Raw genomic sequence first — 12,802 nt, 5'->3', positions numbered from 1 at the left:
GGTGTTCTTGTTAAATCAGGCCACGGCCTGCTCGACCAGCGCACTGGCCAGATGTTCGTGCACCTGCAGGGCCTGGTTAAGGCGGGTTTTGAGTTGCTCGCAGAGGGCCATCAGTTGATCGACTTTGGCGACGATGCGGTGTTGTTCAGGGAGAGGCGGGACGGAAACCAGCATGTTTTTCATGATCGTCCCATTAACGTTTGCCTGCCCACATTGTTGCTTCAAATGCGGGTTTATTTGGGTTTCACGAAAGCCTGGCGCATTCATCGAAATATTCAGGTAGAGCGGAGAAAACAGCTCCTTCAGGCATCTGATACGAATCAAGTAAGAAGCAAAGGAGTATTCCCCCGCTTGCCCCAAGAAAACTCCAGTTTTACCGACCAGTTCAGCGCTGTTTGTTCGATTGTAAAGCAAATCTTCCGTTTCCAAATAGAGCCCTGGTAGACCCTCTGTATTCTTGCTTACGGCCATCTGCCCGCCAAGTAACACTCTTCCTTCTTGTATGTCACCCATTTTCAAAACGGGAACTCCATCCTGTAGGTCAAAGGTTTTCTCAGACAGGCCGTACTCCGTATTAAGCGCAATTTCTCCAATTCGAGACCAGGCCCAATTATCTGGTACATCAAACGGGATATCGGAAATAGCAACATCGCCCAGAGGCTTCTGCTTCTTGAGCTTCCCTTCTGCCACCAACCGCGCCTTTTCCTCCGAAACCCGCTTCAACAACTCACTCGCAGGCTCATCTCTAGAATCTTGGGGCACCAGCTTGCCCATCACCGCCAGTTGCAGCAGGGTTTGCTTGAGGGCGTCGATGCTGGATTCGGTGGTGAATAGGGTGTGGAAGTGCTCAGCCAAGCGCTGCCAGCTTTGCGCAAAGTCTGCGGCATCGCTGGCCTGCGTCAGGCTGCCCAACAGCGCTTGCACCAGTTGGGCGTGGGCGCTGTCGGCATCGGCCTGCCGGGCCTCCAGCCGGTCACACAGAGCCATCAGTTCGGCTATTTTGACGACTATTTTGTTTTGCTCTGTTAACGGAGGAAGCCCTATGGGCTGAGCTAGAAATGGCCCCCGATTGATATGCGCCATAACTAGCCCGTGAGCATGTTCACTATCAGCGAGAACCTTTATTGCCCACTTTAAAAGCCAATATAAATATTGAACACTCACAATTTTGCTTGGAGTGACACGAAATATATGCTGATTAAGAACGCCTTGCTCGCCTCGCCAAATAAAGGTATCCAGAGTAGCCGACCAAGAAACCAAAATATCACCTGGGTTAACCACCACTGAGGCATCAACCTCACGCTCGGTACGATTAAACTCAGCGTTCCGACCAGAAAGGTTCTGAATCCGGATTATTGGTCTACCCGTGCTAGACCAATCACTAGGTTTGAATGCCAGTCCATTGATGTAGTTTCCCGTGTCAACAATACGACACCAGGCCCAACCGTCTGGCAATTCAAATGGCTGCTCACTATCTGCCACTTCCATTGCAGGCTTTTCTTTCTTGATCTTACCTTCGAGCATTGCCTTAGCACGCTCGGTTCGAGAAGCATCCAAGCCCGTTCTGGCTGATAAATCCTCGGGATCTTGCGGCACCAACTTGCCGCGCACCGCCAGTTCCAGAATCAATTCACGCAGCTTTTTGATGCCATTGGGCGCGCCCGCCAGCAGTGGCAGGTTATCGGTGAGCAGCGACGTCATACCTGGCGCTCCAAAGCTTCGGCCAGCACGGCCTTGAGCTGGTCGCGCAGCTCGCCAATCTCGCCTTGCAGCGCGGCGTAGTCACGCAGCAGTTCGTCCGGGTCGTGACTGATCTGTTCGCCGACGTGAGGGTTCTTGCAGTCGAGGTTCCAGTTGCGGTTTTGCAGCTCGTCGAAGCTGACCTTCCAGGCGAACTCGTTCTCCCGCCGCGCGGCAAAGCCATCGACCTCGCTGCCCCACCAGGCTTCCTCGACGGCGAACTCCTCGACGCGCATGGGCTTAGTCTTGGAGTAGCTTTTGTAACCGGCCGGGTACTGGTGCTCGTAGAACCACACGTCCTTGGTCGGCGTGCCTTTGGTGAAGAACAGCAGGTTGGTCTTGATGCCGGTGTAGGGGTTGAACACGCCGTTGGGCAGGCGAACGATGGTGTGCAGGTTGCACTCGGCCAGCAGCTTTTCCTTGATGCGGCTCTTGATGCCTTCACCAAAGAGGAAGCCGTCGGGCAGCACTACGGCGGCGCGGCCGCCGTCCTTGAGCAGGTGCATGATCAGCACCAGGAACAGGTCGGCGGTTTCACGGGTGCGGAAGGCCGTGGGGAAGTTGGTTTCGATGCCGTCTTCTTCCATGCCACCGAACGGCGGGTTGGCGACAATGCAATCGACCCGCTCAGCCGGCCCCCAGCTGATAAGCGGGCGCCCCAGGGTGTTGTCGTGCTTGATCTGGTTGGGCACTTCGATGCCGTGCAGGATCATGTTAGTGGTGGCCAGCAGGTGCGGCAGCGGCTTTTTCTCCACGCCGAAGATGCTCGCCTGCAGGGCGCGCTCGTCCTCGGCGGTTTGCACATAGCGCTTGCGCTTGTGCTCGATGCTGCAGGTGAGGAAGCCGCCAGTGCCGCAGGCCGGGTCCATGACCTTTTCGTCCAGCTTGGGGTCGACCATGCGCACCATGAATTCGGTGACCGGGCGCGGGGTGTAGAACTCACCGGCATTGCCGGCGTTCTGCAGGTCGCGCAGCAGTTGCTCGTACATGTCGCCAAAGGCGTGGCGCTCCTGCGCCTTGTTAAAGTCCACCCCTTCCTGAATCTTGTTGATCACCTGGCGGATCAACTGGCCGGACTTCATGTAGTTGTAGGCATCCTCGAACACGCCACGCACCACATAGGTGGCCGGCGTGGTGCTGTATTCGTGGAGGTTCTGCAACTGCGGGAACAGGTTGTTGTCGATGAAGTCCTTCAGGGCATCACCGGTGATGCCCTCCGGGTTGGCCGCCCAGGTACGCCAGCGGCAACTCTCCGGAATCGGCGAACGATAGTCGTCATCGAGGAGCTCCCACTCCTGCTCGCGGTCGTCGAATATTTTCAGGAACAGCATCCACACAAGCTGGCCAATACGCTGCGCATCACCGTCGACGCCGACGTCCTTGCGCATGATGTCTTGGATGGATTTGATGGTGCTGCTGATGGACATGCTTACTTCCTGAAAAGGTGTTCACGGTGCCAGGCCAGATAGTCGCGATGCTGCGGCTTGATCTGGCGCAAGCGCAGACAAGGGGTGATGTTGAGCGCACGGGCGCTGTCGGGGTCGAGATCCTCGCCAAGAAGAATCTGCCCCTGATCGTCAAAGCTGATCAGGCCACGGTCGAAGGCCAGATCAAGATTGGGGGTGAGCAACAGCCCGTTGAACGGATCAAGCCGCTCGGCAGGGCTGGCAGCACGCCAGGGTTTGATATGCGAGGCCCGCAACAACTCCGGTACGCAGCAGTCGGTAATCGCACAGCCGCCCCAGTAGGCCAGCAGGTCGTCGCGGTAGCTGCTCTGGCCGATGCGCGCTTTGATCAGGGCATCGCGTTCGGTGTCGGTGAGGTTTGGATCGTTTAGAAATTCCTCTGTTGAGACCGAAGATTTAGGAGTCGCGGACTGGAGGGCAGAAACAGAGGATTTATAACCGAGTAGATCAAGGAGTTGATGAAGGTCGGCCTCTGTAGCGATATCCAATGCAATTGCTAATTTACTGTCAGAGCCAGCTACGGTGGGATAACCCGTCATGTTGGTGTTTCGATACCCGGTATTTGGCAACGAAGGGGAAAGTACCTTGATGGAGTTCCATTTACCTGCGGTGGCATGTTCTGGATGAATGAGGAAGGGCTGCTTGGCAACAGGAGCACCCGTTTTGCTCATTTTGACGAATACACGACCGTTAAAACCAGGTTGCTCATACCCGTTAGCATGTTGATTTTTTACGGTCAGAACAAAGCCCTTACGGATGAGTGCAGCTGCGATTTCAAATGAATTAAGTTTGGGCATCGGTTATCCGTAGAGCTGTCGCTCAAGCTCCTGAATGGCCTGCTGATAGCCCGGTTTGCCGCCAAAGGCCTTGACCAGCTCAATCGGCGCACCGATCTGGCTGAATGGCGCCAGCTGAAGAATCTTGATGTCTTCGATGTGCTCGACGCCGGTGTCGGCGTATTTGTCGAGCAGGGCTTCCAGTACCTGGCGGGCGGCGCCGGAGTATTTGGCGAAGTAGTTGCGTTTTTTCACCTGCTCGGCGCGCTCCTTGCGGGTGAGCGGCGGCTGGTCGAAGGCGATATGGCAGATCAGGTCGAACGGATCGAGCGGCTGGCCGCGCTTGGCTGAGACTTCGTCGTCCAAGGCTTCCCACATCACGCCTTGAGCGGCCAATTCATCGATGATGACTTTCTTCTGTTCGGCATCGCTCCAGCGGCGCAGGAAGTCATCCAGCGAGGCAAACTGTTTCTTAACGCAGGTGCGGGTGTAGTCGCGTAGCGATTCGGTGATCAGCTTGCCGTCCGGGCCGTAGTACTGCACGCGCTCGGCAATGACGTGCACGGCGACGTTGTTGATCACGTATTTGACGCGCTTCTTGCGGCCATCGTCGTCAGCGCCGCCGGTGGTTTCGTCACCTTCGGTTGGCCCAGCGCCACCGTCGATCACGTCACCCTCTTCGCCCTCGGTTTCTTCCGGCGGCACCGGTGAGGAGTCGCCCTCGGGGTTGTAGATTACCACCGGCTCCCCGTCGAAGGCCGGGTCGGCAAACAGTTCGGTGGCTTTCTTGAAGTCCATGATGGTGAACCAGTACTTGCCGTAATCCTCGTTGATACGGGTGCCACGACCGATGATCTGCTTGAATTCGGTCATGGATTTGATGTGCTGGTCGAGCACCACCAGCTTGCAGGTCTGGGCATCAACGCCAGTGGTCATGAGTTTGCTGGTGGCGGCGATCACCGGGTAGCGCGACTCGGGGTTGATGAAGTTGTCCAGCTCGGCCTTGCCTTCCTTGTCGTCGCCGGTAATGCGCATCACGTATTTGCGGTTTTCCTCAACGCGCTTGGGGTTGAGGTTGACCAGGGCCTGGCGCATGCGCTCGGCGTGGTCAATGTCGTCGCAGAAGATGATGGTTTTCTGAAAGGGGTCGGTGGCGGTCAGGTATTCGGTGACCTTGCGGGCGACCAACTGGGTACGCGCCTCGATCACCAGGTCGCGGTCCATGTCGTTGAGGTCATAGACGCGGTCTTCGATCACCTCACCGTTCTTGTCGCGCGTGCCCTTGGGCGGGCGCCAGCCTTGCAGGTCTTTGTCGAAGTCGATGCGCACCACTTTGTACGGGGCGAGGAAGCCATCTTCGATGCCTTGCTTGAGGGTGTAGCTGTACACCGGCTCACCGAAGTAGGTGATGCTGGAAACCTCTTTGGTCTCCTTCGGCGTAGCGGTCAGGCCGATGTGGGTGGCACCGGAGAAGTAGTCGAGAATCTCGCGCCAGGCCGAGTCTTCGGAGGCGCTGCCTCGGTGGCATTCGTCGATCACCACGAGGTCGAAGAAGTCGCGGGAAAACTGCTTGTAGACATTCTTCTCTTCTTCATTGCCGGTCACGGCCTGATACAGCGACAGGTAGATTTCGTAGGACTTTTCGATCTGCCGTTTGGCAATCTTGGTCATCGCCTGGCCGAAGGGCTTGAAGTCGTTGTTCTTGGTCTGGTCGACGAGGATGTTGCGGTCGGCGAGGAAGAGGATGCGTTTCTTCTGCCCGGACTTCCACAAGCGCCAGATGATCTGGAAGGCAGTGTACGTCTTGCCGGTGCCGGTGGCCATGACCAGCAGGATGCGATCCTGCCCGCGCGCCACGGCCTCAACGGTACGGTTGATGGCGTTCATCTGGTAGTAGCGCGGCATGCGCCCCGAGCCGTCGTCGTAATACGGGGCTTCGGCTTTCTGCTGGCTTTCGCCGCTGAGGTCCTTCCACTGGCAGTAGCGCTGCCACAGCTCCTCGGGACTGGGGAACTGCTCCAGGCTCAGCTCGGTTTCCTTCTGCGCGCCGGTGCCACTGCGATCATGGAAGAGAAAACCGTCACCGTTGCTGGAGAACACGAACGGCACATCCAGCGCCTCGGCATAACCGAGCGCCTGCTGCATGCCGGCGCCGAGAGCGTGCTTGTTGTCCTTGGCCTCAATAACCGCCAGCGGCAGGTTGGCCTGGTGATACAGGATGTAGTCGGCGCGGCGCGATTCGCCTCGGCTGTGCAGCTTGCCACGGACGATGATGCGCCCCTTGGTAAAGCTGACTTCCTCACGAACCTGCTTGTGCAAATCCCAGCCCGCCGCGGTGATGGCCGGTGTGATGTATTTGCTGCAGATGTCGCGCTCAGTCAGTGAATTCTTGTCCATGTATCCGTCCCGTTGAACTACCTTGACCTCGCATATCTGGTTAGCGAGGAGATTATTGGGACGGCGTAAAAGTGTACGCTAGAACCCTTGATTACGTCCCTGATGGCTCTTTGACCTAACTGTGTGCGAACGACGTCACAATATCTATCCCGCCAGCATGGGTAAAGCTCGCGTCCCATCAAAACGCGTTGTTTTTTGCGCAGAGGTAGCACCAGTATTCCACTCAAGCTACTCGAGCGGCGTTGTGACGTCAGAGCATGGCGAAATGAACATCCCCCGTGCGACTGGATCACGCCGCTGGATCATCACTATCCCCCGTCTGTCCTGAAGCTGCCGGGAGCTGCCCCCGGTGAGAAAGCAAAGGCAGATGCGCTCACAGAACAGCGGATGCGAGTAATCCAATGGGCCATCGATGCCGCCGTCACGAAGAATGCGATGCTGAGTCCGAGGCGGATAGCTCTTCGCTCAACCTACTCGGCATCATGGACATCACAGCTGCTTCGACGTATGCGACCTGCGATGCAAACTTCAGCGCACCGTAGGCCATTGAGCTGCCGGCGCCAAGACTGGACAAGCTCACAGGTAAACAATCCAGGCAGGCCTCGCTGGCGATACTTCGTTAGAAACCCCTCAGGAGGCTGAAAGCTCTGCAATTGCCAATGCAGTAATGAACAACCTGCACGCATAATTGACACATAGCTAAGTAACCCCGCATAGGGAGGCAGGCATTAACAGTGTGTCGAGGCTGGCCGTCACCTTTCTAATTCGATTGTGATTTTGATTAATTAAAGGCTCAGCCTTCACCGCGCCCCCAGCAATCCCTCAAAATCCGAAGCCTGAAGCTCCGAAGCCCCACTCAACATATCCCGCGCCAACGCCCGTCGCTTACTCAAAAGTTCATCCAGCGTCGCCTCAAACGTCGGCATCGCTGCATCTCGAACCGTCGGATAGTACACATACACATCCTTCTGCTGCCCAATCCGATAGGCTCGATCCGTCGCTTGATCTTCCTTGGCCGGGTTCCAGCAGCGCGTAAAGTGAATGACGTGATTGGCGGCCTGCACGTTCACCCCGAATCCGACGGCGATAGTGGACAGGATGATGACGGCGAAACCTGGCAGCTCCTGGAATTGATCGATCAGCCGCTGCCGGCTATTGGCGCTCTGACTGCTTGTACTGGTATCGCCATTGATGACCGTTGCCCGAAAGCCGAAATGCTGCTGAATCGCATGCTGCAGTTCCCGCTGAATATCGCGCAACTCGGTAAAGACGATGACCTTGTCGCCGTTGCCGGCCCTTTTGATCGACTCGAGAGTCTGAATCAGCCACTGAAGCTTCGGCGAGTTGTCGCGCAACCGGGTGTCTGGCTGAACGCTGTAAGGGTGAGCACAAATCAGCTTGAGCCTGTGCAGCAACCCCAGCATGCCGGAGGTCTTCTGATCGAGCTGCTCTTCGATCTGCTGCTTCTGGCTGTATGCGGATACTTCGGACAGATACAGGTTACGCTGCAGGGCATGCATGCCAAGTGAACGGCATGCTGCGTCCTCGATCTTGGCCGGCAGGTCCTTGGCGATGTCCTGCTTGGTCCGCCGCAAAGTCTGCGGCTCGATAAGCCCACGCAGGCGTTCCAGCGCCTCCGTATCACGCTCCAGTGTGGCTTCGATAGGGCGCTGATAGTCGCGACCGAACTGGTTCAAGCCGCCCAGGAATCCTGGCTGAATAAAGTCGAACAGGCACCATAGATCGATCAAAGTATTTTCGACTGGTGTACCAGTACACGCCACTCGGAACCGTGCGGGAATGGCTTTGATCGCCTGAGTCACCAGTGCCGCCGGGTTCTTCAGCTTCTGAGCTTCGTCACATACGACGATGGACCATTGCTGACGCGCCAGGGAAAACTCCTGATCGCGCAACGTCTCGTAAGTCGTCAGGACGATTCGGGCATCGCCCATCCAACCTGGGCGCAGCAGGTTCCTGATGCCTTTGGCTTTCAAGTCCGCAGGGATTTCATCCTTCTTGAACTTCACTGCACTCAGGGCTGAGCCATACAGTTTCAATACAGGCAGCGCGTCAGCAAAGAAGAAACGGTGAAGCTCTCGCTCCCAGTTATCGAGCAACGAAACCGGAGCGACGATCAGTGTTGGCTGATCGTTTGGGTACTGTTCCAAGTACCAGACCAGGAAGGTGAGCAACTGGATCGTTTTCCCAAGCCCCATGTCATCAGCGAGCAAGCAACCCGATACGTCCGTGGGGGACAAGCGGAACAAATGCTGCAACCACGCCACGCCTTGCAGCTGATGGTCACGCAGAACGACCTCAGGCTTGAGCAAACCAGGCAACTCTGGCGTTGCATCCAAAGCGGCGCGTAACGCTGCTTGACGTACCTGTACGTAAGTCGGCTCGTCAATATTGTGGCCGATTTGCAGTACGGCGCGGCCAACTTTCTCCCGTTGCTCAACCTGGCCGGTCTCGACAGGTGCAATCTTCTTCGACCAGGCATCCAACAGTTGTTCTGCTGCGGCAATCGAGAGTGGTGTTTCGGACTCTGGCAAACAGACCGTGTCATCACCGGCACCGCGTGCTTCATCCAGCCGCTGCCCAAACGCTTCAAATTGAGCACGATCGGAAGGATCCCACCGACCCAGGATTTCTGCGTCGATGCCCAGCGCTGCCACATCTTTCGGCAACCAGTTCTCGGTCGCCTCTTTGACCAGGAAAGGCGAAGTAATTCTTTCCGCCTCACCAATGCCTGTCACACGGTCGCCGTAGAGAGAAAGGTCCAGGACCGATTCAAACTCGATTCCGGCCGCTTCGTTTTGCCAACGCTTGAGCAGGTCATTGATGCCTGCCAACTGGCGCAAATCAAAATCGCTGAGTTCCAGCTCATAGCCCTGCCAGAAGCCTGCAGGCATGCCGGCGGCCAACTTCAGGTGCAATTCATGCACCAGCGGCGCGAACTCATGAGCCGCTTTGAACTCAATTTCGATAGGCGCTTGCGGGGTTGGAGAAATCGGTTCGAGCGTCAGTGTTACCTGCTCGATACGCTGGCCCGCTTCATCCGGTTTGGGTTCCAGATGGAAGCGATGAAAGAAAATACCGGCCTCGGCGAGCTCGTCTTCATAGGATTCGGCATCCAGCACATGTGCGGCACTTTCGCCGAGTGTGCTGTAAGGGTTACGGACAAATGAAAGGGCATCGTCACCAGCAACCCGACGCCCAGGCAACGAACGCACGTAGTCCAGTACCGACTTGACTTCAGGCTCAATCAGAACATGAGTCAGCGAGCCATCGTCACCCGTTACCCGGTATCGATCCTGAACCTGCTTGGCACCGTCAAAGCTCTCAAGCCAGTTGGCCGGCTGGCCATCAAAGCTCGGTTGCAACTCGATAACTGGTGTGTCGCCAAGCGTCGACTTTCGTGGGTTGAGCCGCAGTTTCTCGGGTTTGATAACGACGGTCTTGTCCAAGAAGCCATCCATACCAGCGCCAGCCTTGCGCGCTAGCTTTCTGATGCTGGCCCAGCCGATCTGGTTGGTTACTTCACCGGGCTCATTTTGTTGTGCCAGATAAAGCTGTCGTACCGCACCAGTCAGTTTCCAGGACGCCTCAGGCAGCAGTTCTGTGGCTCCCTGATATTGAACGATGGCCCCCGTTCGCTGCACCTGCACATTGGCATTGGACTGCGGATCACGCCAGCCACTGATGGAGACTTTGAAATCGTCTGAGGCAAGGCTGCCCTGGCTGCTCAATTGAGGGATAAGGACTGTCAGCGGCGGCAACCCCAATAGCGGCAGGCTTGTTACGTGCTCGGGCTCATCCAGCAGCCGGTAGAGCTCATCCCACGTCAGCAGCCAGCGATCGCTCAGCTGGGAGACGAACTCTTCTTCTTCCAGCTGATCAAGATAACTGGCCAGCGACCAGGACTCGGTATTCTCCGCCAAGCTCAGGGGATAACAGATACCCTGCTCCTCAATGGAAAAAGCCGGCTTAGTCTTTTCTGCTGCCGAATTCGGCTGCAGGCCAATGCCTTTGAGGAAACGCTTGAGCATCACTCTCTCCAGAACCGTAGTGGCTTATTGTTCTCGGGCTTAAAGCCCAATCGCCGGAGGGCGATGGTTGCAGCCTGATCGTTTTCTTCGAGTTGAATATGGATTGCACCGCCCTGCGCACGTCGATCATGGAGCGTGTGTTTTACTGACCTCATGGACTCACGAAGCTGATAGTCAAACGAAAGCAGTCTTGACGTGACAGGCTCTACCTCATGGCTTTGAATACGAATGCCCAGTCTCTCTAGGGTGTCATCGAACTTGATCAGCCATCCCTCAACGCGATCTGAGCGGCTCGGCGCCGGGAAGTGACGCATCCACTCCACCACACGATGGCGCTGCTTAATTTCGGTAGCGAGTCCAAGCTGGGACTTCTCTGGATCAAACGGAGCTTTGTCTGCCTGATACACATAGCAGGCGCCCATTCCCGAGAACTCCACGAAAAAGTAGTTCCCGATCTGCATGACGACAGCATTGTTATGACCAGCTGCGCCTATCAGGCGGCCAAGACGCCCTTTGTTCTTCTCACGGAAATGAGCAAAGTCTCGACCTTCGTTACTCCATGCATCCGAGCCCATGATGATTCTGGTGTAGCTCATCTGGTTGGCAAACCGCAGCCAGTAGAAAAGGCGTGACTGGTCGACGTCATCATCGCCCTTCAGCAGGTTGAAGAAGTGTTCCAGATCCTCCTTCGCAAACCACGCCACAACCATCGCACAGACATCTTTATCGACATACTGCAGCCAGCTGTTTTGTCTGGAGCGGATCTGCGGACTACCCCAATTGTCGAGCGCGAGCTGTTTGAGCAGTGACGATGGCTTCTCCCGATAAGCTGCCAAGTGGTAACGCGACAGGCATGCACTCAGAATCTGATTCATGTACCCCTGGTGCTGCCGGCCGATGTCGACCAGGTCGGCCAAACGCTGAGAGAACTCAGCGTCATCCAACAAGAAAATACGAGAAACCAGTACGCTAAAAATCCTGTTCCACAGCCAACTTTTGTCGGGGATCTGTGCAATCGTCTGCAATGCCGAAAGGTCGCTGATCTCGCCCTTGAACATTTGGTCACCCAGCGTGGCACCTGCTTGCTCGGAAAAAAGCTCCTGATGTTGCTGAACGATCTGCACCCATTCCTTCACGCGCTTCTGCTGGTCGCGGACACATTCGAAACCGAGCTGAACATCTTCGCGCAATAGGCACCAATTGGCGTTCTGCTCGGGCGTAGCGGCATCGTAGCCAAAGTAGCTGAAGCACAGCGCCAACCAGTCCCGGCGGCTCAGTTCTCGCTTCTCGATACGCTTATGAACTTCTTTATGCACCCGGGCGTAAAGCTGGTCATCGTCCAATATCGGTCCGACGCGTTCACTCTTGTCCGAAAGGCCGGCAAACACCAGGCGCCATTCTGAAGCGTTAAGTGGCAGCACATTGCGAAATTTGCTTATCGCAGCACGGCGCTTTTCTTCGGGTGGCGGCAAGGCCTTTTCAGCGCGCTCGAACCGCTCGTAAAGGTCGACTCCCGCAGCAGTCAGACGAGGGAAGCGCTCCAACGGCTCTGGGGCATGCACTGTGCGATGAGCTGACAGGCTTTTGCTAATGGCGACGGAAAGCCTCGCGATCGAGCTGGTCATCGATTCATCGCCAACTGACATTTTTCCACGTCAGTGTTAGTGAACACCGGCACATCAGGCTTGAGACTGCTCTCCTTCTCCTTCAAGCCAAAGAATTGCATGCGCAACTCGACTCGCCGGCTTTCTTCCTTGGTGTCCTTTGCATTGTTGAACGACACACCACCCGCCAGAAACATCGATCTGATCTGCTGTTGATGCTCCGGCGACAATCCGACCTGGAGCGGGCTGCGACTATCGAGCAGGCTGCACATCACCCACTCCGAACGCTGCAATGACAGGTGCAAGTTATACAGGTAGGAACCGTCAGTGTCGGTCGACCCTTCGATCACAACCTGCTTGAACCATTTACGCCCCTCTTCACTGTTGGCCGCGTCCAGAATCATCGGCACGACCTCCTGAAGTGCCGATTGGCCATCGTTGCTCAGCGCGTACTGGTTATGCCCAAAGCGGCCAGCATCGCCGAAGCTGATCCGGTTGTCCTTGCAGTCCACGACGATGGTCTTGCTGGCAGTCTTCGCCTTGAGGCTCAGGTGCTCGCAAATCTGACTGATGTCCTTGCTACGCTGCTTCTCCCCCTGCTCCGCCTGGTTGATCCGCTGCGTCACGGAGCTCAAAGCCGCCACCATGACCACGAGAAACAGAATCATCATCGCGGTCATCAAATCAGCAAAGGAAATCCAGAAAGGCTTCTCTCCCTCGTCCTTGGAACGGGCAGCCGAAGGCATTTGCTTACCAAACATCGACTAGCC

6 protein-coding genes and 1 pseudogene are annotated in these 12,802 nt (G+C 56.4%); all 7 read right to left on the bottom strand.

The window, feature by feature from the left end; all coding sequences use genetic code 11:
- Positions 1 to 15 precede the first annotated feature (15 nt).
- The 7 genes and pseudogenes from ACTJJN_RS02365 to zorB1 all read right to left on the bottom strand — a co-directional run bounded on the left by ACTJJN_RS02365 (position 16) and on the right by zorB1 (position 12,793).
- Positions 16 to 1,701: a restriction endonuclease subunit S gene (locus ACTJJN_RS02365; protein ID WP_012053762.1), complete on the bottom strand. Its 1,686-nt coding sequence runs from the start codon at positions 1,699 to 1,701 to the stop codon at positions 16 to 18.
- Positions 1,698 to 3,167 (bottom strand): type I restriction-modification system subunit M, encoded by a 1,470-nt coding sequence (locus tag ACTJJN_RS02360; RefSeq protein ID WP_012053763.1) that lies wholly within the window; start codon positions 3,165 to 3,167, stop codon positions 1,698 to 1,700. Before ACTJJN_RS02360 ends, ACTJJN_RS02365 begins: the two co-directional genes overlap by 4 nt.
- 2 nt (positions 3,168 to 3,169) lie before the next feature.
- Positions 3,170 to 3,571: pseudogene (locus ACTJJN_RS02355) on the bottom strand (HNH endonuclease); the annotation flags it as partial.
- A 435-nt stretch (positions 3,572 to 4,006) separates the two neighbouring features.
- Entirely contained in the window at positions 4,007 to 6,379 is a 2,373-nt protein-coding gene (gene hsdR / locus ACTJJN_RS02350; protein ID WP_012053765.1) for an EcoAI/FtnUII family type I restriction enzme subunit R, read from the bottom strand.
- A gap of 800 nt (positions 6,380 to 7,179) precedes the next feature.
- Positions 7,180 to 10,428, bottom strand: a complete 3,249-nt coding sequence (gene zorD, locus ACTJJN_RS02345; protein ID WP_012053766.1) for a type I Zorya anti-phage system protein ZorD — start codon at positions 10,426 to 10,428, stop codon at positions 7,180 to 7,182.
- Positions 10,428 to 12,053, bottom strand: coding sequence for a type I Zorya anti-phage system protein ZorC (gene zorC / locus ACTJJN_RS02340; RefSeq protein ID WP_012053767.1), 1,626 nt, complete (start codon positions 12,051 to 12,053; stop codon positions 10,428 to 10,430). Before zorC ends, zorD begins: the two co-directional genes overlap by 1 nt.
- Complete coding sequence (gene zorB1 / locus ACTJJN_RS02335; RefSeq protein WP_012053768.1) at positions 12,050 to 12,793, bottom strand: type I Zorya anti-phage system protein ZorB1; 744 nt, start codon at positions 12,791 to 12,793, stop codon at positions 12,050 to 12,052. The genes zorC and zorB1 overlap by 4 nt, the downstream gene beginning before the upstream one ends.
- Between the last annotated feature and the right edge of the window lie 9 nt (positions 12,794 to 12,802).

The organism is Pseudomonas sp. 22515 (assembly GCF_052044625.1).
Lineage (GTDB): Bacteria > Pseudomonadota > Gammaproteobacteria > Pseudomonadales > Pseudomonadaceae > Aquipseudomonas > Aquipseudomonas alloputida.
The sequence above is the reverse complement of the archived record's forward strand: the minus strand, read 5'-3'. Positions and strand labels throughout refer to the sequence as shown.